Consider the following 23,568-nt stretch of genomic DNA (forward strand, 5'->3'; position numbering starts at 1 on the left):
TGCGCGCGGGTCGTGCGACGCCCTGCAAGGTGGATATTGGGGCGCCGTTCGCCGTTTCCAACTGGTTCAGCTGTTATCGGCCAATCTCCAGCCGGTTGCAGCACAAATTATCAGAACTGCCGCTCGCGCGCAGTGGTAGCGGGCTCAGACGTATTTGTACCAGAACGAGAGGGTGGGCAAGCGCACGGTCGCGGCGCGCGTTCTCGCGCATCGTTGAGACGTCCGCACGCAGATGGCATGGCGTGCGGTTTCCGTTTCCTTCGGTGGCCGTTCACGCCCGCGTGCCGGCCCGCCAGCATCAGGTGGCTCTCGCGATGACTCCGCATCCCCAGACACTGTCGGGCGCACTTGCGCGCGACGCGAACAATTTCGATCTCGTTCGACTGGTCGCCGCGTGCGCCGTCGTCTATTGCAACGCGTACGTGATCCAGCAGACGGATGCCGGCGATGGCATCGCGGCGGCGCTTGGCTTCGGCGGCGCGGGCTATCTCGGCGTGTATGCGTTCTTTCTGATGAGCGGGCTGCTGGTGAGCGCGAGCTTCGAGCGGCAGCGCTCGGTGCCGCGCTTCGTCGCGCTGCGGCTCGCGCGTTTGCTGCCCGCCGTGGTCGGCGCGTCGCTGGTGGCGATCTTCGTCGTCGGGCCGATTTTCACGACGCTTGCGCTGCACGACTATTTCACGTCGGGTGCCACATGGCGAAACCTCGACTATTTCTCGACGCTCATGATGAAGCGCGGCTGGACATTGCCGGGTGTGTTCGAGCACAACCGTTTCGTGCGCGACATCTGCGCGCCGTTGTGGACGCTGCCGCTCCAGATCTATTGCTATGGGCTCGTGCTGGTCGTGGGCATGGCCGGCTTGCTGTCGACGCGCTGGCGCAGCGTGATCGCGGTATTGATCGCGGTGGCCGTGCTGACGGTGCGTGTGCGTCTGCCCGATCTGCAGATCGGCTGGCGTGATTTCCCGGACAAGGCGGGCGGCTATGCGTTCTTTCCTGAGCCGTTCTTCTTTCTCGGCATGCTGCTGTACGGATGGCGCGAGCGCATCAGCCTCAGCGGCCTGACCGCGTGTGGTCTGCTGCTGGTGTTTCTGGTGTTTCGCGATACGGCGGGCGCGCAGGCGCTGTTCTATGTCGCGTTCGTTTATGGGCTGCTATGGGTGAGCGTGACGCCGATGTTGCGTGGCTGGGTGCCGCGTCACGACTACTCGTACGCGATCTATCTTTACGGCTTCATGGTCCAGCAATGCGTGGCAGCGCTCGCGCCGCGCATGCCGCCAATGCTGTCGATCGTCGTCAGTGCGCCGTTCATTTTTGCGCTGGCAGCGTTCTCGTCGCGCTGGATCGAGCGTCCGGTGATGAACTGGTGCCGCGCGCGCATCGCGCGCATTGACGCGCGTCAGCAAGAACGCCGTGATGCGCCCGAAGCGGCATCGATGCGCGCGTCCGACCTCGCGGTCCGCTGGCCGCCGCTTTGATGACGGGATGATGCTGTTATGTCCGCGATCCGCGGATGACGCGCGCCCGGCTCGTTGTGACAAGCCGGACGGCGGTTGATGACGCGCCGTGAAGCGCGTCGAGTCGATTGCTCAGGCGTTGCCTGCGGCGCGCTCGGCCGCTTCGATCGTATTGACGAGCAGCATCGTGATCGTCATCGGACCGACGCCGCCCGGCACGGGCGTGATATGGCCGGCCACTTCCTTGACGTTCGCGAAGTCGACGTCGCCGCACAGCTTGCCGTTCTCGTCGCGATTCATGCCGACGTCGATCACCGTCGCGCCCGGCTTCACCATGTCGGCCGTCAGCGTGTTGCGCAGGCCCGTCGCCACCACGACGACATCCGCGTCGCGCGTGTACGCGGCGATGTCGCGCGTCTTGCTGTGGCAGATCGTGACCGTCGCGTTCGCTTCGAGCAGCAACAGCGCCATCGGCTTGCCGACGATATTCGAGCGGCCGATCACGACGGCATTCGCGCCCTTCAGATCGATGCCGTAAGCCTCGAACATCTTCATCACGCCATACGGCGTGCACGGGCGGAACAGCGGCTTGCCCGTCATCAGCGCGCCGGCGTTCGCGACGTGAAAGCCGTCCACATCTTTCTCGGGCGCGATGGCCTCGATCACCTTGTGGCTGTCGATATGCTTCGGCAGCGGCAGCTGCACGAGAATGCCGTGGATTTTCGGATCGCGGTTGAGCGCGTCGATGCGCGCAAGCAGATCGGCTTCCGTCATCGTCGCGGGATAGCGGTCATACGACGAGAAGAGGCCGCTGTCCTCGCACGCTTTCACCTTGTTGCGGACATAGACCTCGCTCGCCGGATTGTCGCCGACGAGTACGACGGCGAGACCCGGCTGGTGTCCACGGGCGGTGAGGGCGGCGGCACGCGTGGCGACGTCGGCGCGCAAGGTCTTGGAAAGGGCGGTGCCGTCGATCAGTTTGGCTGTCATGGTCGGTCGAGAATGGGCGTTTCGGAATGCGGGCGGGGCAGGCAGGCGCGGGGCGTGTGATCACGTTGCCGCGCATGCCGCGCGTCGTGCTGCTGCGCATGCGCTCGCGACGCTCGCTCAAGGCGGACGCAGCGAATCGCACGGATGGCGCTCGAAGGCAGGTACGGGTCGCATGCCGGAAAGCGCACGGCGCGAAAACCGCGCCGCAGCGAAGTTCGACATTATACCGTCGGGACCGCGTACGCGATGACCCACGGTGACGCGGAACGATATCGCGTGGCAGCGGCCGTCGGGGTAGCGAACGCCGCCGCCACGCGCTCAGCGCAGTTTCAACGCACAGCTCAAGGCTGTGTCGCTTGCCACGAGGCGTCGGGATTGAACGACGTGATCGTGGACGCGACATGCGGTGTCTGCGGCCCGAGATTCTTCTCGTAAACCTGGCCGTTCTGATTGACGATGAAGCTCATCACACCCGTCTTGCCGTATTCGGCCGGCCACGCGACAAGGGCGAAGCCCTTCGACAGCACGCCGTCCTGCACGTAGTTCTGCGCGCCGCCGTCGGCCTTCGCGCCTTGCGACGTGAGAATGCGGTAGTGGTAACCGTAGTACGCTTCGCCCGGCGCGATCTGATGCGGCATCGTCGCGGCGAGTGGACCGAGCGGGCTTTCGGGCTCGCCGGGTGCTGTCGGCCAGTAAAGGCCGTCCTGCTTGCCCGGCGAACTGATGAACTTCTGCGCATAGTGCTGCATCTGCTTGCGGTAGTCGTTTTGCGCGTCGACATAGGCGAGCGACGTCAGAATCGCCGCGCGTTCGTTGCGGCCGATGCGGCGCGTGAGCATTTCATCCGTGGCGGCGGGCGTGTTGAACTGCCAGCCGCGCGCCGTCTGCACGATGGGAATGGGCAGTGTCCAGCCTTCGTCGCCGACGGCGAGATGCACGCTCTTGCGGCCCGCCTGCGGTGCCGGGTCGTCGACGATCCGGTGGCCTTTCGCCCATTGTCCGAGGAACGCGTAGATGTCGTCCTCGCCGATATTGGTGGTCGGGATGTAGCGCCCGAAGTTTTTGCCGAGCACCTTTTCCATCGCGGGATGATCGCTGGTCGCGAGCGCGTTCGCGAACGCACTTGCGGCGGCATCGGGTGTCGGGTAGACGGCCTGCGCAGAGGCGGGCTGCGAAGCCGCGAACATCGCGCTGGCGGCGACCGCAGCGAACGTGCGCGAAAGCGCCGCACGCGGCGCGCGGCGGATAGCTGCGCGAATCGATTGGCGGGTTGGTAAGCAGGTTAATTTGCCGGTCATGACTGACTCCTGTCGACCAGAGCTGGCGCTTGAGCGGCTGCTTCAGGTCCAATCCAAGATGGTTGCTGTCGATCGATCTTCTAGCGGCGATGGAATCCGCCACCGCCACCGCCACCGCCACGCTGGAAGCCTCCACCGCCTCCGCCGCCTCCGCCGCCATGCTGGAAGCCTCCACCACCACCACCACCACCGGACCGGCCGCCGCCCGCCTGCGCGCCATTGAACTGCTGTCCGCCGCCGCCCGAGCCGAGCCGGTTGTTCGCGCCACCGTTGTTCGCCAGCGACTGGCGGCTCGCCTGGCCGCGCTGCAACTCCTGCCGCGAGCCCGCGGCGTCGCCCGAGCCGCGCAAAGCGTTGTCGCGGTTCAGGTTTTGCGCGCTGTTGCGGACATTGCCCGCGTTAGCGCCGCCCTGATGGATGTTCTGCACGCGCTGGCTCGCGTTGCCGCTCAGGTTCTGGCCGGTGCGGTTCTGCAGCGTCTGCTGCGCCTGCGCCCGCGACGCGTCGCGCCCGCGAAACTGGTCGCGCTGCGCAGCGACATTGCTGTTGTTGAGATTGGCGTTGTTGCGATTGAAGTTCGCGTTATTGCGGTTGATGCTCTCGTTGCGGTTCCAGTTCGCGGTTGACGTATTCGAGTTGATCCGGTTGTTGACGTTGATGTTGTTGTAGCGGTTGACGTTGATGTTGACGTCATGGTTGTTCCAGTTGAAGCCGCCCCATAGCGAATTGGCGACGGCCACGCCCGCGCCGAACGCTAGCCCTGTCATGAACCCCGATGCGATCGCGTAACCGGGAGGCGGCGGCATATAGACGGGCGGATAGGCCGGGTAGGGCCACGTGCCGTAGACGACGGTCGGGTTATAGGTCGGCACGTAGACCACCTGCGGATTGGCGGGCACGATCTGGATCGTGCTCTGCTCGACGATCACCTTTTGCTGCTCGCTCGATTTCAGATTGCCAGACGACTGCGCCTGCTTGCGCAAGCGCTGCACCGAGTCCATCACATCGTTCGGCTGCGCGAGGAACGCGTTGCCGATCTGCTGCACCCAGTCGGGTTTCGAGTCCATCGTCGCGAGCACCTGCGGAAACGCGACCAGCGATTGCACGCTCGGGTCCCACGGTTCCGAGGCGACGGCTTTCACGGCGTCATCGCCCTTGTACTGCGAGTTCGCCTTCGACCACGCGGCGGCCGCCGTCACGTCCTGCGGGAACGTCGATGCCATCAGCACCTGCGCGAGCAGCGCGTCGGGGTAGAGCGCAATGGGCGCTGTCAGCGAATCGAGTTGCTGGTTCGAGACTTTCGCGGGCGTTTGCGCGACAGCGTCAGTGGGCGCGACGAAGCACGCAGCGAGCGGCATGCCTGCCAGCGCCGCGCAGACGAGCCACGTGCGCGGCCTGTAGGGTCCGTAACGTTTCACGATGAGAACCTCCTTGCTGCGTTGTGAGCGCAACGGCTGCCGGGCGAGGCCGGCGTGCCGTCACGCGGTCTTGTGGCAATGGAGCGACAAGCGGACGATGGTGTACGGCGACTGATAATGGAAGTGGGCGGGACGCGCAAGGGCAATCTGAAGTCGCGGTGTTGTCCGCGGCCAGGGCGCTGCATGCGACGCGCATCGCGGCCAGCGATGCACGCGTCGCGCCCGCATTGCACGTTTCGGGCATGGGTCGCTTTTTCGGTTGATCTGGTATGTAAGTTAGAAAGCGGAGCCGCGACTGTCAATGCGCGATATCAAACTCGAACGCGCACTCTCGACCCGGACGCGCTCGCGATGCGAGGCGGGCTGAATCGAAGGCAATGCGAGTCAGTTGGGAGCGCTAATGAAATGAGGGCGACGCGCACGACGAAGAATCGTGCGGAAGAGGAGGGGAACTCTGGCGCCAGAGACAGCGCCGCGTGACGGCCTCAGCGGGCGTCAACGTTGCTTCATGTGCCTGCGCAACGAAGCGCAAGAAAATCGCGGCCATCACGCGATGACGACCGCGACGCGTATTACTGCGGTATTACTGCGCCGGTTGCGGCTTGTTAGACAACGCGAGACGCAGCAGATCGGCGACCGTGTTCACGTTGAGCTTTTCCATGATGTTCGCGCGGTGCGCTTCGACCGTCTTGATGCTGATGCCGAGGTCGTCGGCGATCTGCTTGTTCAGGCGGCCCGCGATGATGCGCTCGAGCACCTGATGCTCGCGCGCCGTGAGCTTGCCCAGACGCTCGGCGGCGGCGCGCTGCTGCTGCACGCTGCTGCTTTCGCTGCGCGCCTTGTCGAGCATGCGCTCGACCAGCTTGCGCAGTTCGGCTTCATCGAACGGTTTTTCGATGAAATCCATCGCGCCTTTCTTCATCGTCGACACGGCCATCGGCACGTCGCCGTGTCCCGTCACGAAGATGATCGGGAGCAGCGTGTTGTCGGCGATCAGGCGCTCCTGCAGTTCGAGCCCGCTCATGCCCGACATCCGCACGTCGAGAATCAGGCACGCGATCTGACCGGGATGCTGATGCGGCTGCCATGCGTCGATGAACTGCTCGGCGCTGGAGAAGCACTGAACGCGGTAACCGTTCGCCTCCAGCAGCCAGCGCAGCGAATCTCGCACCGCTTCATCGTCGTCGACGACAAACACGGTTTCCTGTGTGGTAACTGGGGTGTTCATAACTCTCCCGTAACGGTTTGTGGTGTCGGCGCCTCTGACCCGCCGTTGCTCGGGCCGTCAGGCTCTCCAATAGGCAGACTGCAATGGAAAGTGGCGCCCGTGATGTGGCCGTCGGATTCGACGTTGTTGACCACCCACAGGCGTCCGCGATGCGATTCGATGATCGAACGGCAAATGTTCAGCCCCATGCCCATGCCATCGGACTTGGTGCTGTAAAACGGTTCGAAGAGACGTTCGGCCGTCGCTTCGTCGACGCCCGGACCCTGGTCGACGACGCTGAGGCACACGAAGCCGGAATCGAGCTTGACGACGAGGCGAATGACGGGATCGACGGCATTGGGCCGCGCGTCGTGCATCGCTTCCGCCGCGTTCTTCAGCAGGTTCACGAGCACCTGCTCGATCAGCACCGGATCGACATAGATGACGGGCAGGCGCTGGCGCATGTCCGTCACGATGCGGATGCGGCGCTTGCGTGCTTCGATCTCGGCAAGGCCAACGGCATCGGCGACGATGTCGGCGACGCGGGTGGCCTGGCGTTTCGGTTCGCTGCGTTTCACAAATTCGCGGATCCGCTTGATGATCATGCCGGCCCGCACAGCCTGTTGCGCCGTCTTTTCGAGAACTGGTAACAGGTTGTCGGGAGTTGTCCGACCAGATTTAACCAGCGCTACGGCTCCAGAGCAATAGTTATTGATGGCCGCGAGAGGCTGGTTTAATTCGTGAGCGAGCGACGAGGCCATTTCGCCCATCGTCATCAGGCGGCTGGTGTGCTGGAGTTTCTCGTCCTGCTGACGCGCGAGTTCCTGCGCCTGCTTGCGCGTGGTGATGTCGGTCGCGATCTGCATCTGCGCGAGATGGCCGTCCACCCACTGGATGTACTGGCGGCGCACTTCGAACCACTTCTGGATGCCTTGCACGTAGACTTCCTGCGCGTCGGCGGAGCCTTCCGTGAGCGCTGCGGCGGGCAGGCCGGCGAAGGCGTCGACCATGTCGATCGAATCCGACGAAGCCGCGGAACTATCGAAGCCGCCACCGCCGCCCGCCAGTTCGAGGTGGCCGTCCGGGCGGATGCCGAACAGGTGCCGGTAGTAGCGGTTCGCGAACAGCAGTTCGGCTTCGTCGGCGGCGAGCACCGACACGGCGGCATCGAGGCTTTCGAGCACGGTGGTGAAGCGCTCGTGCGCGGCGGCGAGTTCTTCGCGCGCGCGTTTCGGTTCGGTGATGTCCGTCATCGACGACATCCAGCCCGTCTGCCGTCCCGAGCTGTCGATCAGCGGCGACACATACAGGCGCGCGTGGAACAGCGAGCCGTCCTTGCGGCGCACGCGCAGTTCGAACCCGGAAGAGGGCGCCTTGCCGCGCAACGTCATGTCGAGCTGGCGCTGCATCTCCGGGTACGAATCGCGCGGCCAGTACGGGAACGGCGCATTCTTGCTGACGAGATCGCTTTCATCCCAGCCCGTCATCCGGCAGAACGCGGGGTTCACGTGCGTGATGCGGCCGTGCATGTCGAGCACACGCATGCCGATCAGCACGGAGTTTTCCATCGCGCGGCGGAAGAACGCTTCGGCGTACAGCGCCTGCTGCGCCTCGAAGCGCTGGCGCGTGTGCTTCCACAGGCTCCACAAGCTCCACAGCACGAAACACGACAGCCCCGCGACCAACCACACGAGCGTGTTGTTCGTGAAGTTGGTCATCTGCGGGTACGCGTACACGCGCACCGACACGCCCTGGCCGGGCGGATCGAGGGGGAGATCGTAGTACGCGTCGCGCGGCAGGCGCGGGCGCGTCGACGTGGTGGCCAGCTCGCGGTTGTTGATGTCGATGATCGAAATCTTGTACTTCGCGGACAGCTCGGGCGGGATGTCGCGCTTCAGTATCCCTTCGACCGAGAACACGGCCGCGACCGTGCCGAGAAAGTCGCGGTCGCGATAAACGGGGGTTTGCAGCGTGATGTAGCCATTGCCGACGTCGTCATACATCAGCGCCGAGTAGACCTGGCGGCGCGTGTTCTTCGCTTCCGTGAAGGCGGCCTTGACGGCCTCGTCCATCTGCTGGTCGTTGGGCTTGGCGAGGCGCTGGCCCAGCACGGGCAGCGCGTTGTTCGGCCAGCGCGGCTGCTGCGCGCTGGTGTACCAGTTCATGTAGAGGATCTCGGGATGCCCCTGCATGATGTCGGCCGTCGACACCTGGAAAGAATGCGGGTCGGCGCGGCCGGAGACGAGATCGCGTGCGAGCGCCTGAAGCTGTTCCTGCGCGCCCGTCATGGACAGGCGGATCTGCTGCTGCGCCCACGCGACATTGCGGTAGAGCGTGTCTTCCTGCTGCTGCTGCTCGCGCCGGTTCAGGCTCCACAGGATCAGACTCATGACCACGAGGAACACGAGGATCGACAACAGCGGCGTCAGCAAATAGGAATTGGACCACCACGGTCCGTGGTGCCAGCGGGACGGCGACGAATCCGCCGACGTTCCGGCAGAGCGCGCCGAGCGTGCGAAAAGCCGATCGGTCAACATGGCTGGCATTGTAGCGCAGCGCCTGACATGCAAATGACGCAAAAAAGAGGTGAAAGTCACGCAATTCGGCGCAAACTAGCCGACGTACTTGCTGATGGGCAGTCAAACTAGGGTGCGTCGCAACAATTTTCCGCATTATGAGAAACTCTCTCGTAATCTGAAAATTTTCTTGCGCAGGCAATGTGGGCCTTATTACAATCGGCCGGAAGCTGCCGCGGTCGATGTTCGTCCTCGACGTTTGTCCGCGTCGCCTGTTCACAGAGCGTTCCCATATCCAGGAGACGAGCATGTCCGCTGTACCTGACGAAGTCCTGAAATACGTCGCCAACGCCAAAGACGATAGCGACCCGCAAGAAACAGCCGAATGGCTCGAAGCGCTAGATGGCGTGATTTCTGCTGTTGGACCCGACCGCGCTCACTACCTCATCGAGAAGCAGATCGAATTTGCCCGCGTGCATGGCGAGCATCTGCCGTTCTCCGCCAACACCCCGTACATCAACACGATCCCCGTCGCGAATCAGGCGAAGATCCCCGGCGACCAGGACGTCGAGCACCGCATCCGTTCGTACACACGCTGGAACGCGATGGCGATGGTGCTGCGCGCCGGCAAGGAAACCAACGTCGGCGGCCACATCGCATCGTTCGCATCGGCGGCGACGCTGTATGACGTCGGCTTCAACCACTTCTGGCACGCGCCGTCGAAAGATCACGGCGGCGACCTCGTGTTCGTGCAGGGCCACTCGTCGCCGGGTGTCTACTCGCGCGCGTTCCTGCTCGGCCGTCTGACGCAGAACCAGCTCGACAACTTCCGCCAGGAAGTGGGCGGCGAGGGCATCTCGTCGTATCCGCACCCGTGGCTGATGCCGGACTTCTGGCAATTCCCGACGGTGTCGATGGGTCTGGGCCCGATCATGGCGATCTACCAGGCGCGCTTCATGAAGTACCTGCAGGCGCGCGGCATCGCGAAGACGGACGGCCGCAAGGTGTGGGCGTTCCTCGGCGACGGCGAAACGGATGAGCCGGAATCGCTCGGCGCGATCGGCATGGCCGGCCGCGAGCGTCTGGACAACCTCGTGTTCGTGATCAACTGCAACCTGCAGCGCCTGGACGGTCCGGTGCGCGGCAACGGCAAGATCATTCAGGAACTCGAAAGCGAATTCCGCGGCGCAGGCTGGAACGTCATCAAGGTCATCTGGGGCAGCCGCTGGGATGCCCTCTTTGCACGCGACAAGTCGGGCGCGCTGATGCGCCGGATGATGGAAGTCGTCGACGGCGAATATCAGACGTACAAGTCGGAATCGGGCGCGTTCGTTCGCGAGCACTTCTTCAACACGCCGGAACTGAAGGCGCTGGTCGCCGACTGGTCCGACGACGACGTGTGGAACCTGAACCGCGGCGGCCACGATCCGCACAAGATCTATGCGGCGTTCAAGGAAGCGACGCAGTCCAAGGGCCAGCCGACCGTGATACTCGCCAAGACGATCAAGGGCTACGGCATGGGCGAAGCCGGCCAGGCGATGAACATCACCCACCAGCAGAAGAAGATGCAGGTGGAGTCGCTCAAGCAGTTCCGCGACCAGTTCCGCCTGCCCATCTCGGACGACGAAATCACGCACGTGCCGTATCTGACTTTCGAGGAAGGCTCGAAGGAACTCGAATACATGCGCGCCCGCCGTCAGGAACTCGGCGGCTATCTGCCGGCGCGCCGCCAGAAGGCGGAATCGCTGCCCGTCCCGGCGCTCGAAGCATTCGAGCCGCTGCTCAAGGGCACGGGCGAAGGCCGTGAGATTTCGACGACGATGGCGTTCGTCCGTATCCTCAACATCGTGTTGAAGGACAAGGCGATCGGCAAGCGCGTCGTGCCTATCGTGCCGGACGAATCGCGCACCTTCGGTATGGAAGGTCTGTTCCGTCAGATCGGTATCTGGAATCAGGAAGGCCAGAAGTACGTGCCGGAAGATTCCGACCAGCTGATGTTCTACAAGGAATCGACGACGGGCCAGATCCTGCAGGAAGGCATCAACGAAGCAGGCGGCATGTCGGACTGGATCGCAGCGGCGACGTCGTACTCGACGCACGGCGAGATCATGATTCCGTTCTACATCTTCTACTCGATGTTCGGCTTCCAGCGCATCGGCGACCTGGCATGGGCCGCGGGCGACATGCGCTCGCGCGGTTTCCTGCTGGGCGGCACGGCAGGCCGCACGACGTTGAACGGCGAAGGCCTGCAGCACGAAGACGGCCACTCGCTGCTGTGGGCGGCATCGGTGCCGAACTGCATCAGCTATGACCCGACGTTCGGCTACGAACTCGCCGTCATCATGCAGGACGGTCTGCGCCGCATGGTGCAGGAGCAGGAAGACGTGTTCTATTACGTCACGGTGATGAACGAGAACTACGAGCACCCGGCGATCCCGCAGGGCGAGCACGTCGCGAAGGACATCATCAAGGGCATGTACGCGTTCCGCAAGGGCGCGAGCAATGCGAAGGCGCCGCGCGTGCAGCTGATGGGCGCGGGCACGATCTTCAACGAAGTGATCGCCGCCGCCGACCTGCTGAAGAACGACTGGGGCGTCGAGGCGGATCTGTGGAGCGTGCCGAGCTTCACGGAACTGGCCCGCGAAGGTCACGAAGTGCAGCGTCAGAACCTGCTGAACCCGCTCGCCGAGAAGAAGCTCTCGCACGTCGAGACGCTGCTGAAGGACGCGAAGGGTCCCGTGATTGCATCGACGGACTATGTGCGTGCGCTGGTCGACCAGATCCGCGCGTTCGTGCCGCAACGTTTCGTCGTGCTGGGTACGGACGGCTTCGGCCGTTCGGATACGCGCGAAAAGCTGCGTCACTTCTTCGAAGTCGACCGCTACTGGACCACGGTCGCTGCGCTGAGCGCGCTGGCCGATGAGGGTACGATTGAGCGCAAGGTCGTGGCCGACGCGCTGAAGAAGTACAACCTCGATCCGTCCAAACCCAACCCGATGACCGTCTAAGGCATCGACCCGCGAGCCCCAATGCGCAACCTCGCCGCCCGAAGCGGGCGGTCGAGGCGCGCGCGGCCCTGGAGACAGAAAACAATGAGCCAAGCGATCGAAGTCAAGGTGCCGGACATCGGCGATTACAAGGACATCCCTGTAATCGAGGTGCTGGTGAAGGCGGGTGATACCGTCGATAAAGAGCAGTCCCTCGTCACGCTGGAATCCGACAAGGCGACGATGGATGTGCCGAGCCCCGCGTCGGGCACGGTCAAGGAAGTGAAGGTCAAGCTTGGCGACACGGTGTCGGAAGGCACGTTGATCGTGCTGCTCGACGGTGAAGGCGGCGCGGCTGCCGCGAAGCCGGCTCAAGGCAACGGCGCGGCTGCGCCGGCTGCTGCCCCGGCTGCGGCGCCTGCTCCCGCTCCCGCACCTGCTGCCAAGGGTGGCGGCGTGCAGGAAGTGAAGGTGCCGGATATCGGCGACTACAAAGATGTGCCCGTGATCGAAGTCGGCGTCAAGGTTGGCGACCGCGTCGAGAAGGAGCAGTCGCTCGTCACGCTCGAATCGGACAAGGCGACGATGGACGTGCCGAGCCCGGCGGCTGGCATCGTCAAGGAAATCAAGGTCAAGGTCGGCGATAGCGTGTCCGAAGGTACGCTGATCGTGCTGCTCGAAGGCGACAGCGGCGGCGCCGCTGCGCCCGCGCCGGCACCCGCTGCCGCGAAGCACGAAGAAAAGCCGTCGGACGCGCCCGCTGCGCCGTCGCCGGCTCCCGCGCAGCCGTCCGCGCTCGCGCAGGCGCCTGTCATTCCCGCAGGCGAAGGCGGCGCGTATCGCGTGAGCCATGCGTCGCCGTCGGTGCGCAAGTTCGCGCGTGAACTGGGCGTCGACGTGTCGCGCGTGGCAGGCACGGGTCCGAAGGGCCGCATTACGCAGGATGACGTCACCGCGTTCGTCAAGGGCGTGATGACGGGCCAGCGCGCTGCGCCCGCTGCGGCGGCAGCACCCGCTGGTGCAGGTGGCGGCGAACTCGGTCTGCTGCCGTGGCCGAAGATCGACTTCACGAAGTTCGGCCCGATCGATCCGAAGCCGCTGTCGCGCATCAAGAAGATCTCCGGCGCGAACCTGCATCGCAACTGGGTCATGATCCCGCACGTCACGAACAACGACGAAGCGGATATCACCGAGCTCGAAGAGTTGCGCGTGAAGCTGAACAAGGAGAACGAGAAGTCGGGCGTCAAGTTCACGATGCTCGCGTTCGTCATCAAGGCTGTCGTCGCGGCGCTGAAGAAATTCCCGACGTTCAATACCAGCCTCGATGGCGACAACCTCGTGTACAAGCAGTACTACAACGTGGGTTTCGCTGCCGATACGCCGAACGGTCTCGTCGTGCCCGTGATCCGCGATGCGGACAAGAAGGGTCTCGTCGATATCGCGAAGGAAATGGCCGACCTGTCGAAGCTCGCGCGCGAAGGCAAGCTCAAGCCCGACCAGATGCAAGGCGGCTGCTTCTCGATCTCGTCGCTGGGCGGGATTGGCGGGACGAACTTCACGCCGATCATCAATGCGCCTGAAGTCGCGATTCTCGGGCTGTCGCGCGGTGCGATGAAGCCGGTGTGGGACGGCAAGCAGTTCGTGCCGCGTCTCATGCTGCCGATGTCGCTGTCGTATGACCATCGTGTGATCGACGGGGCTGAAGCGGCGCGCTTCAATGCGTATCTTGGGTCGATTCTTGCCGATTTCCGGCGTGTGATTCTTTGATTGTTGGGCGTTTGTCGCGCGGCGAGGTGTGAGCGTTTTGTGGGTGCTCATGCCTTGTCGTTGAACCTGCTTTGTCGTCTCGCTTCATGCGTTGCCCCTGTGCGGGGCGGCACCTACTTTTCTTTGTCTTGCAAAGAAAAGTAGGCAAAAGAAAGCCGCGTCCTTGGCGGACGGCATTAAGTCTGCGTTTGGCGTTGCGGGTTTTTCGAGGCGAAGGTTCTTCGCGGCTCATCGTTCAACACGGTCAATAAGAGAAGGGGACACTATGAGTCTCGTCGAAGTGAAGGTGCCGGACATCGGCGATTTCAAGGACGTCGATGTCATCGAAGTCAATATCAAGCCGGGCGATACGATCGAAAAAGAGCAGTCGCTGCTGACGCTCGAAACCGATAAGGCCTCCATGGAAGTGCCGAGCGAAGCGGCCGGCACGGTCAAGGAAGTCCGCGTCAAGGCGGGCGACAAGGTGTCGCAAGGCACCGTCATCGCCACGGTGGAGACGTCGGGCGAAGCGAAGGCCGCTAAAGAACCTGAGAAAGCTGCGCCTGCAACTGCGCCCGCTGCCGCACCGGCAGCAAGCGGTGGCAGCGTGCAGGAAATCAAAGTGCCGGATATCGGCGACTATAAAGATGTGCCCGTGATCGAGGTCGCGGTAAAGGTCGGCGATCGCGTCGAGAAGGAGCAGTCGCTCGTCACGCTCGAATCCGACAAGGCGACCATGGATGTGCCGAGCCCGGCCGCCGGCGTCGTCAAGGAACTAAAGGTCAAGGTCGGCGACAACGTCTCCGAAGGCAGCGTGCTGCTGTTGCTCGAAGGCGAGGGCGCGGCGGCTGCGCCCGCTCCAAAGGCTGCGCCTGCTCCCGCACCCGCTGCTGCAGCGGCGCCCGCGCCGCAAGCTGGGAGCTATTCGGGTTCGGCCGATATCGAGTGCGACATGCTCGTGCTTGGCGCCGGGCCTGGTGGTTACTCGGCGGCGTTTCGCTCTGCCGACCTCGGCATGAAGACCGTGCTCGTCGAACGTTATTCGACGCTCGGTGGCGTGTGCCTGAACGTCGGTTGTATTCCGTCGAAGGCGCTGCTGCATACGGCACTGGTGATCGACGAAGCGGCTGCGCTGGGCTCGCACGGCATTTCGTTCGGCAAGCCGCAGATCGATCTCGACAAGCTGCGCGACTTCAAGTCGGGCGTCGTCAAGAAACTGACGGGCGGTCTCGCCGGCATGGCGAAGGCGCGCAAGGTCGAAGTCGTGACGGGCGTCGGCACGTTCGTCGATCCGTATCACATGGAAGTGCAGGGCGAGAGCGGCAAGAAGGTCGTCAAGTTCAAGCAGGCGATCATCGCGGCCGGCTCGCAGGCCGTGAAGCTGCCGTTCATTCCCGAAGACCCGCGTGTGGTCGATTCGACGGGCGCGCTCGAACTGCGTCAGATTCCGAAGCGCATGCTCGTGATCGGCGGCGGCATCATCGGTCTGGAAATGGCGACGGTGTATGCGACGCTGGGCGCGCAGATCGACGTGGTCGAAATGCTCGACGGTCTGATGGCGGGCGCGGACCGCGATCTCGTGAAGGTCTGGGAGAAGTTCAACAGCAAGCGTTTCACCAACGTCATGCTGAAGACCAAGACGACGGGCGCGGAAGCGAAGCCGGATGGCATCTATGTATCGTTCGAAGGCGAGAAGGCACCCGCCGAGCCGCAACGCTACGATCTCGTGCTGGTTGCCGTGGGCCGCAGCCCGAACGGCAAGAAGATCGGCGCGGACAAGGCGGGCGTGGCGGTGACGGATCGCGGCTTCATCGAAGTCGACAAGCAGATGCGCACCAACGTGCCGCACATTTTCGCGATCGGCGATGTCGTCGGTCAGCCGATGCTCGCGCACAAGGCCGTGCATGAAGGCCACGTCGCGGCGGAAGCGGCGCATGGCGAGAAGGCGTACTTCGACGCGCTGCAGATTCCGTCGGTGGCTTACACCGATCCGGAAGTGGCATGGGCGGGCAAGACGGAAGATCAGTGCAAGGCCGAAGGCATCAAGTACGGCAAGGCGGTGTTCCCGTGGGCCGCTTCGGGGCGTGCGATCGCGAATGGTCGCGATGAGGGCTTTACGAAGCTGATCTTCGATGAGGAGACGCATCGCGTGATCGGTGGCGGGATTGTCGGGCTGAACGCGGGCGATCTGATTAGCGAAGTTTGTCTTGCGGTTGAGATGGGCGCTGACGCGACGGATATCGGCAAGACTATCCATCCTCATCCGACGCTTGGGGAATCGATCGGCATGGCTGCCGAGCTGTATGAAGGTGTTTGTACGGATCTGCCGCCGCAGAAGAAGAAGTAATTCTTAGGGCGGCTTTCGGGCTGCTTTTGTGGTGATGATGGCGTGCCCTTTTTGGCGAAGGGGTGCGCCGTTTTTTTGGTTTGCTTCGGTTGTTGTGGGCATCCGCGTTGCGTTAGCGTGCTTCAAGCGTCGCCCCTGTGCGGGGCGGCACCTACTTTTCTTTGCCGCCGCAAAGAAAAGTAGGCAAAAGAAAGCGGCTAACACCGCCAGCCCGTGTTCCTATCCACGGGCCCCCAACGTCCCCACGCTTCACATAACAGTGCCCTTGGTCGGTGCTCGTTGCCAACGCTTGGAATAAACGCCTCACCAGCTTCGAATGCATTTGCACGGGCAAGCGGCAGCGAATCATATGTGCCGCCCAGGTGGCAAACTGTGTGTAGGTTGTCGCGTCGTATAGCCTGGCGCTCTTACAGGGTGGGACGCATGCGCTATCAGTCCGGAGTAAGGCGTGTGGAGTACTACGGCCGACACACAGTTTGCCACCTGGGCGGCGGTGGACTATCTGGCACGGCACGCTGCAACGCGGGTGGGTGAAGCGGGTGATGCGTACAGAGAGGGCGTTGGCAACGAACTTGAATCGAGAAGTTGCCGCGTGAAGTAAGGGACCGGTTGGGGTCCCTCAGGCAGGAAGAGATGTTGGCGGTGTTAGCCGCTTTCTTTTGCCTACTTTTCTTTGCGGCGGCAAAGAAAAGTAGGTGCCGCCCCGCACAGGGGCGACGCGTGAAGCACGCTAACAAAACGCGGATGCCAGCGAAAAGCAAACCAAACCAAACCCGCCCGCCGCGCAGGCAAAAAAATCCCGGCCTAGACCGGGTAAACGATACGCTGTTTAACGTATCGGAGCGTCTGGCCGCATGGCCGTCGAAATCTCGACCACGCGGCGCTGTTCCTACCGCCAGTCACTTCGACAGTGTATCTCGCGGCTGCGCGCCGACAGATGATGGGGCATCCGTCAACGCGCAGGTGAAGCCCGATCCGTTGAAGCCGTTACATCGTTATCAGACAGCAGCCTTCTTGGCCGAAGCTGCCGTGCGCGAAGCCTGAGCAGCAGCTTGCGAAGCGGCCTTCGATGCAGCCGTTGCAGCCGCGTTGAAGTTGCTTTCAGCGATTTCGACAGCCTGCTTCGTTGCCTTGTGAACCGTTTCGTATGTCGTGTTCGCGGCGGTGATGGCCGACTTGATCACGGCGACAGCCGTTTCCGAACCAGCCGGTGCGTTCTTCGCGACGTTCTCGACGAGCGCCTGCACCTTCTTGTTCTGCTCTTCGTATTGCGCTTCAGCAACGCGTGCGAATTCAGCTTGCGTAGCCGATGCGATTTCGTACAGGTGACGGCCGTACGACAGAACCTTCTCAGCCACCGGCTGCGTCAGGCTGGCTTGCAGCGCGAGCAGTTCTTGCGCGTCCTTCACCGACAGCGCGCGTTGTGCGTTTTCCTGGCCTTCAGCGATCGTCGACTTGACGACCTGGAGATTCAGCTCGACCAGCTTTTCGACGCCTTCGAATGCCTTCGAAGTCAGACCGAACAACGTTTCGAGGTTGGCCTTCTGTGCTGCGGCGAATTGCTCAGGGGTCAGCAGAGTCATGTTTACGCTCCTGGATTACCGGCCCGTCTGGCGCGGACCGAGTTGGGTTAACTGCAGAACAAAATTAGGAATCGCTGGTCCGCTGTTAATTGTGCGTCGCAGCAATGGTTCCCATTTTAGGACGACTCCGATAGATGTCAAGGACTTTTTTGTGCAACGCACAACGCATAGAAATTACTAATAAAACAACACGTTATGTAGCGTTTATGACATTGTGGTGAAGCGCGTGCACATTAGGGTTTGCACCGATGTGGTGCGGCCAAAAAAGTGGTCTCTCAAGCCAGATAAGGCCTTGGAACATGCCAACGGCGCATTTCTGAGCAAAAAGGTAAAATTCTCAGGTAAACCGAAAACCGTAGCGGAACGTTAAATCGCCATCCCGGTCGAATGCGCGGCCTGCTGCTTCGCAGTAGTCGCTTAAGAGTCGGCCGGCGCGGCGTCCTGCATGTGTGCTTCGGTGCGGCAGGCATCGTGCTCTGGACGCTTGCGGCAGTTCGTATTGCCATCCGTACGCGACCGTACTTCCCCTGATCAAGTTTGGTTCGAAGATGCCGATATGCTGAACGAGTGAGAGTCTTTCAGCGACATTGGCGAGGGCGGCTTGCCGGTGCGTCATTGGTATTTTCGATGGTGCCATCTGCAACTTATTGCCTTTTCTCAATCGAGCCTGACAACTCGGTTTAAGGACTGTCGATAAGTGCTTAATATTGCTAATTTTTAACTGTTTTACTACACTGGCGAAAACTCTCTCGCCGCTCCAACCAGAACACCAATGAAAACCGACATGTTTTCGTCACTGAAAGTGATGCACGGCGCGGCGCTCAGCACCGCTCTGTCGGTGGCTGCCTCGGTGGTCATCGCTGCGGCTTTTGCCGCGCCGGTGGACGCATTTGCCGCTTCCGCCACGGTGCCCGCCAAGTCCGCGAAGGCCGGCAAGAAGCCTTCGAAGAAGGCCGCCGCCGAGCAAGTCTCCAGCAAGTCGTCGAAGGCCGCCAAAGACGTCAAGGCGGCCGCGAACGACGACGGCGACCAGCCCCGTACCGTTTCGAAGAAGCGCCGCGTCTCGTACACGGTGAACGGCCGCCATCACTCGGTCGTGCGCCGCGTCGCATTCGAGCCGCGTCAGCCGTCCGTCGGCACGGCGTTCGGCCTGCACGAAACGCCTGACGCGCTGATGCTGCGTTCGAGCGTCGCGTACGTGGTCGACCAGAACACGTCTGAGTCGCTGTTCGACAAGAACTCGCGCGCCGTAGTGCCCATCGCGTCGATCACCAAGCTGATGACGGCGATGGTCGTGCTCGATTCGAAGGCGGCGATGACCGAGCAGGTCGAAGTCACGGACGAAGACCGCGACTACGAGAAGAACACGGGCTCGCGCCTGTCGGTCGGCTCGGTGCTCTCGCGTGAAGACATGCTGCACATCGCGCTGATGGCGTCGGAAAACCGTGCGGCGGCAGCGCTGTCGCGCTACTTCCCGGGCGGCCGTCCTGCTTTCATGGCGGCGATGAACGCGAAGGCGAAGGCGCTCGGTATGACCGACACGCACTTCGAAAACCCGACGGGTCTGACGAGCCAGAACGTATCGAGCGCGCGCGACCTGGTGAAGATGGTCAACGCCGCGTATCAATACCCGATGATCCGCAAATTCTCGACCGATCGCAGCTACGAGGTGTATACGGGCAAGCGCTCGATTGCGTACAACAGCACGAACGCGCTGGTGCGCAACCCGACGTGGGACATCGGCCTGCAGAAGACGGGCTTCATCAACGAAGCGGGCGAGTGCCTCGTGATGCAGGCAACGATCCACGATCGTCCGATGATCATGGTGCTGCTCGATTCGTCGGGCAAGTACTCCCGTTTCGCCGATGCGCAGCGTCTGCGCACGTGGCTCGACAACGGCGGCGAACAGCGCATCACCAGCGCGGACGCCAACGGCGCCGGAACCTGAGCGAAAGCAGTACCCAACAAAAAGCCCCGCAATGCGGGGCTTTTTTTATTCACGCATGTGAGTGCGTCACACGGTATGTGCCGAAGCGCTCGCGTGTTGGACCTGCGGGTGATAACCGAGTGATTCGGAAATGACTAGCGCAGTCTTGCTCAACTGGCCGAGCCACGAGTCCTGCAGGCGGTCGGCCGGCGCGGACAACGACAGGCCCGCGACGAGCTTGCCCGTATCGTCATAAATGCCGGCTGCGATGCAGCGTACGCCGAGTTCCAGCTCTTCGTTGTCGCGCGCGCATGCCTGCTGACGCACGTGCGACAGCTCGCGTTCCAGCTTGGTGAGATCGGTGATGCTGTTCTGCGTGTGGCCCGACAGGCCGGTTCGCGTCGCGTAGGCCCGCACGCGGGTCGATTCGTCGGCGGCGAGAAACAGCTTGCCGACGGAAGTCAGATGCAGCGGCGCACGGCCGCCGATCGCGCGCACCACCTGCATGCCCGAGCGTTCGGAATAGGCGCGTTCGATATAGACGATCTCGTCGCCTTGGCGCACCGACAGGTTGACGGTCTGGCCCGTCAGCCGGTGCAGTTCGCGCATTGGCATCAGCGCGGCATCGCGCACCGACAGGCGCGCCTTGACGAGATTGCCCAGTTCCAGCAGCCGCATGCCGAGACGATAGGTGCCGGGGTCCGAGCGATCCACCAGCCGGCAGGTCACCATGTCGTTCAGGATGCGGTGGGCGGTGGACGGATGAAGATCGGTGCGTTGCGCGAGCTCCTTCAGGCTGACCGGGTCGCTATGCGCGGCGAGGGCATCCAGCAGGCGCATCATGCGCTCGATCACCTGAATCGACGTCTTGGGGTCCGGGTTCGTATCGCTCATAAGGCTAAACGGTTGACGCGTCAAACAGCGGAAACTGATTGTATCTCGTATTGTGAAAAAAGCGAACGCCATTGGAAATGATCCTCCAATCTCACTATTTGGCGGTTCATTGCGCATTGGGGCGGCTACGCGTTGGTATTACGCGTCAAACAGCGGATAATCGGGGACGTTTCCCCGGAGGAGCACTCATGCGAGTCGGTTTTTTCGTCACCTGCCTGATCGATCTGATGCGCCCCGAAATCGGCTTCGCCGCGATCAAGCTGATCGAGCGCGCGGGCTACGAAGTGTTCGTGCCGCCGGCGCAAACGTGCTGCGGACAGCCGGCCTACAACTCCGGCGACAGGCGCATCGCGCGCGATCTCGCGGAAAAGACGCTGCGCGAGTTCGAGCAATACGATTACGTGGTCGTGCCGTCCGGTTCGTGCGGCGGGATGATCCGCGCGCATTACGGCGATCTGTTCGCCAACGATCCCGAACTGATGGGACGCTTCGCGTGCCTGCGCCCGAAGGTCTACGAACTGACCGATTTTCTTGCCACCGTCGCGAAGGTCGAGCTGACGCCGGGCGAATTTCACGGGCCGGTGACGTATCACGACTCCTGTTCGGGGCTGCGCGAGCTGGGCGTCAAGCAGCAGCCGCGCGCTTTGCTCGCTCAGGTTGGCGTCGCCGTGACCGAGATGAAGGACTGCGAGCACTGCTGCGGCTTCGGCGGTACGTTTGCGGTGAAGTTCGGCGATATCTCGACGGCCATCGTCGACGAGAAGTGCGCCAATATTCAGGCGAGCGGCACGCAAGCCGTCGTGCTGGGCGATCTCGGCTGCATGCTGAATATCGAAGGGCGCCTGCGGCGCACGGGCGACACGACGACGCGCGTGCTGCACATCGCGCAGGTTCTGGCAGGCGACGCTTGAGCGCGGTTGAACGTTGTTCTTCGCCAGGCAAGTGATAGCAAGCGGTAACGCAAACCTATAACCGATCCCCAAGGCCGTCATGCAAGTCCAAACGATGCAGTTCAAGGCGCGCGCGGGCCAGAAACTCGCCGACCAGCGCCTTCAGCAGAACCTCACCAAGCTATCGACGAAATTCGTGTCGGCGCGCGCCTCGGCAATGCTGGCGATCGATTTCCCCGCCACCCGCGCCGCGCTCAAGGAACGCCGCAACCGCGCGCTGGAGAACCTCGACGTCTGGCTCGAGACCTTCGAGCGCGAGGCGACGCGGCGCGGCGTGACCGTGCTGTTTGCCGAGACGACGCAAGACGCAGCGAAGCTCGTCGCCGATATCGCGCGCAAGCACGACGTGAAGAAGGTGATCAAGACGAAGTCGATGGTGTCCGAGGAAATGCGCCTGAACGAGGTGCTTGGACAGATGGGCGTGCAGTCGATCGAAACCGACCTCGGCGAATACATTCTGCAGATCAACGACAACGAGCCACCGAGCCACATCATCGCGCCCGTCGTCCACAAGGACAAGGAGGAGATCGCTGACCTCTTTGCGAAGACCCACCAGAAGCCGCGTCTGACGGAGATTCCCGAGATGACGCGCGAGGCCCGCGAGGTGCTGCGTCCGCACTTCATGACAGCCGACATGGGCGTGACGGGTGGCAACTTCGTGATCGCGGAGACAGGTTCGGTCGCGCTCGTGACCAACGAAGGCAACGAAGGGATGTGCACGGTGATGCCGCGCGTGCACGTCGCGGTCACGGGCATCGAAAAGGTGCTGCCGACGCTCGAGGATCTCGCGACGGCCATGCGTCTGTTGCCGCGCTCAGCGACGGGGCAGGACGTGTCGAACTATTTCTCCGTGCTGACGGGGCCGCGACGCGCAGGCGACCAGGACGGGCCGGAACATATGTATGTGGTGCTCGTCGACGGCGGGCGCACCGGGCTGATCGGCGGCGACTTTCAGGAGATGCTGCGCTGTATCCGCTGCGGCGCGTGCATGAACCATTGCCCCGTGTATCAGAAGGTCGGCGGACACACGTATGGCTGGGTCTATCCGGGGCCGATGGGCTCGGTGCTGACGCCGAGCTATGTCGGCATCGAAAAGGCGCTCGATCTGCCGCAGGCCGCGACGCTATGCGGTGAATGCAATAGCGTGTGCCCGGTCGGCATTCCGCTGTCGGATTTGCTGCGCAAGCTGCGCGAGCGGCAAGTGGAGCGGCATCTGCGGCCGTGGCAGGAGCGCTACGGGCTCGCCGTCTGGGGCTATCTGGCGATGCATCCGACGGCGTACCGGCTTTTCACGAAGGTCGCGGTGCGGATTCTCGAGAAGATGGGCGGCAACCGGAAGTCGATCGCGAAGCTGCCGCTTGGCGCGGGCTGGACGAATACGCGCGAGATGCCGGCGCCCGTAGGCCGGACGTTCCGCGAACTCTACGCCGCGAGCAAGACACATATCGGGTAACGCGCTCCTTTGCGCGCCGAAATTGAAAGAGGCTGCATCGCAGGTGCGATGCAGCCTCTTCTTCATTGAGCGTCAGCGCGGACGGCTTTGATTTTCGTCCCCGGCGGTCAATGCGGTCTGCCGCCTTCGTTGTTCCACGCCTGCCCGCCGCGATTGCCGTCGCGACTGCTCCCACCTTGCTGCTGCCCCGCGCCTGCCTGCACGGGCGGACGGTTGCCGTGATAGCCGCCGCCCGAGTTGCCACCGGGGTTGGGTGGCGGCGGATTGCCTGCCTGCGGCGGCTGACCGCGCGGCGGGCCGCCATTGTTGCCGTTGCCGCCCCGGCCGTTGCCGTTCCAGTTGCCGCGGTCGCCGCGGTCGCGATTGTAATTTCCGTGGTCGTAGCCACGTCCGCCCCAATAGCGGCGGTCATAGTCGGAGCCCGAGTATCCGCCCCCGCCGAAGCCAAGGAACAGACTCGATTGCACGGGCGGTTCGGCGTATCCGTAGGCGGGGGCGGGTGCGCCGTAGCCGTCGTAATAGCCGTCGTTGTAGCCATAGCCCGCCGGCTGGCCGCCGTACGGATAAGCAACGCATCCGCTGAGAGCGGCGACTGCGCAGAGTGCAACGGCAGCAGGAGCGAAAGAAGGAATAAGACGTTTCATTTGAGTGTTAAGACAAGCGAGAGGTGCGTGTCTATCCATGTAGCTAGTTGTACCGCCTGCTGAGTATTACCTGTGTGTGCTTTTGTAAGGAGATCTTTCGGCGGTCGAAAGACTGTCGTCGGCACTTTGCAAATCCGCTTCGCAATCCCGACTG

15 protein-coding genes are annotated in these 23,568 nt (G+C 62.8%); 7 read left to right on the forward strand and 8 right to left on the reverse strand.

The window, feature by feature from the left end; translation table 11 throughout:
* Window positions 1-314: 314 nt before the first annotated feature.
* Window positions 315-1,475 (forward strand): acyltransferase, encoded by a 1,161-nt coding sequence (locus tag H1204_RS06575; RefSeq protein ID WP_180730473.1) that lies wholly within the window; start codon window positions 315-317, stop codon window positions 1,473-1,475.
* A 111-nt stretch (window positions 1,476-1,586) separates the two neighbouring features.
* Here the strand turns inward: H1204_RS06575 and folD are convergent, their stop codons facing one another.
* The 5 genes from folD to fixL all read right to left on the reverse strand — a co-directional run bounded on the left by folD (window position 1,587) and on the right by fixL (window position 8,904).
* Window positions 1,587-2,444 (reverse strand): bifunctional methylenetetrahydrofolate dehydrogenase/methenyltetrahydrofolate cyclohydrolase FolD, encoded by an 858-nt coding sequence (gene folD, locus H1204_RS06580; protein WP_180730474.1) that lies wholly within the window; start codon window positions 2,442-2,444, stop codon window positions 1,587-1,589.
* A gap of 341 nt (window positions 2,445-2,785) precedes the next feature.
* Window positions 2,786-3,742, reverse strand: a complete 957-nt coding sequence (locus tag H1204_RS06585; RefSeq protein WP_180730475.1) for a DUF2950 domain-containing protein — start codon at window positions 3,740-3,742, stop codon at window positions 2,786-2,788.
* An 80-nt stretch (window positions 3,743-3,822) separates the two neighbouring features.
* Window positions 3,823-5,100 carry a DUF3300 domain-containing protein gene (locus tag H1204_RS06590; protein WP_180730887.1) on the reverse strand — a complete coding sequence of 426 codons (1,278 nt, stop codon included), beginning with the start codon at window positions 5,098-5,100 and terminating at the stop codon, window positions 3,823-3,825.
* A gap of 643 nt (window positions 5,101-5,743) precedes the next feature.
* On the reverse strand, window positions 5,744-6,388 hold the full coding sequence (fixJ, locus tag H1204_RS06595) for an oxygen response regulator transcription factor FixJ (protein WP_012400866.1): 645 nt from the start codon (window positions 6,386-6,388) through the stop codon (window positions 5,744-5,746).
* On the reverse strand, window positions 6,385-8,904 hold the full coding sequence (fixL, locus tag H1204_RS06600; RefSeq protein WP_207795250.1) for an oxygen sensor histidine kinase FixL: 2,520 nt from the start codon (window positions 8,902-8,904) through the stop codon (window positions 6,385-6,387). Before fixL ends, fixJ begins: the two co-directional genes overlap by 4 nt.
* Before the next feature lie 287 nt (window positions 8,905-9,191).
* On the opposite strand from fixL, the gene aceE reads away from it, so the two are divergent.
* The 3 genes from aceE to lpdA all read left to right on the forward strand — a co-directional run bounded on the left by aceE (window position 9,192) and on the right by lpdA (window position 15,963).
* On the forward strand, window positions 9,192-11,891 hold the full coding sequence (aceE, locus tag H1204_RS06605) for a pyruvate dehydrogenase (acetyl-transferring), homodimeric type (RefSeq protein ID WP_180730477.1): 2,700 nt from the start codon (window positions 9,192-9,194) through the stop codon (window positions 11,889-11,891).
* Window positions 11,892-11,975: 84 nt separating this feature from the next.
* Window positions 11,976-13,637, forward strand: coding sequence for a dihydrolipoyllysine-residue acetyltransferase (gene aceF, locus H1204_RS06610; protein ID WP_180730478.1), 1,662 nt, complete (start codon window positions 11,976-11,978; stop codon window positions 13,635-13,637).
* A 265-nt stretch (window positions 13,638-13,902) separates the two neighbouring features.
* On the forward strand, window positions 13,903-15,963 hold the full coding sequence (gene lpdA, locus H1204_RS06615; RefSeq protein WP_180730479.1) for a dihydrolipoyl dehydrogenase: 2,061 nt from the start codon (window positions 13,903-13,905) through the stop codon (window positions 15,961-15,963).
* A 998-nt stretch (window positions 15,964-16,961) separates the two neighbouring features.
* Here lpdA and H1204_RS06620 read toward each other — a convergent pair.
* Complete coding sequence (locus H1204_RS06620) at window positions 16,962-17,546, reverse strand: phasin family protein (protein WP_035990605.1); 585 nt, start codon at window positions 17,544-17,546, stop codon at window positions 16,962-16,964.
* A gap of 772 nt (window positions 17,547-18,318) precedes the next feature.
* Between H1204_RS06620 and pbpG the strand changes: the two genes are divergently transcribed.
* On the forward strand, window positions 18,319-19,494 hold the full coding sequence (gene pbpG, locus H1204_RS06625; protein WP_180730480.1) for a D-alanyl-D-alanine endopeptidase: 1,176 nt from the start codon (window positions 18,319-18,321) through the stop codon (window positions 19,492-19,494).
* A 66-nt stretch (window positions 19,495-19,560) separates the two neighbouring features.
* Here the strand turns inward: pbpG and H1204_RS06630 are convergent, their stop codons facing one another.
* Window positions 19,561-20,367 (reverse strand): IclR family transcriptional regulator, encoded by an 807-nt coding sequence (locus H1204_RS06630; RefSeq protein ID WP_180730481.1) that lies wholly within the window; start codon window positions 20,365-20,367, stop codon window positions 19,561-19,563.
* Window positions 20,368-20,555: 188 nt separating this feature from the next.
* Between H1204_RS06630 and H1204_RS06635 the strand changes: the two genes are divergently transcribed.
* Together H1204_RS06635 and H1204_RS06640 are read left to right on the forward strand one after the other, a co-directional pair.
* Entirely contained in the window at window positions 20,556-21,278 is a 723-nt protein-coding gene (locus tag H1204_RS06635; RefSeq protein WP_180730482.1) for a (Fe-S)-binding protein, read from the forward strand.
* Window positions 21,279-21,357: 79 nt separating this feature from the next.
* A complete protein-coding gene (locus H1204_RS06640) occupies window positions 21,358-22,770 on the forward strand; it encodes a LutB/LldF family L-lactate oxidation iron-sulfur protein (RefSeq protein WP_180730483.1) in 1,413 nt (470 codons plus the stop codon).
* A 107-nt stretch (window positions 22,771-22,877) separates the two neighbouring features.
* Here the strand turns inward: H1204_RS06640 and H1204_RS06645 are convergent, their stop codons facing one another.
* Complete coding sequence (locus tag H1204_RS06645) at window positions 22,878-23,414, reverse strand: hypothetical protein (RefSeq protein ID WP_180730484.1); 537 nt, start codon at window positions 23,412-23,414, stop codon at window positions 22,878-22,880.
* Window positions 23,415-23,568: the final 154 nt, after the last annotated feature.

This window comes from Paraburkholderia sp. PGU19, from assembly GCF_013426915.1.
Taxonomy (GTDB): Bacteria; Pseudomonadota; Gammaproteobacteria; order Burkholderiales; family Burkholderiaceae; genus Paraburkholderia.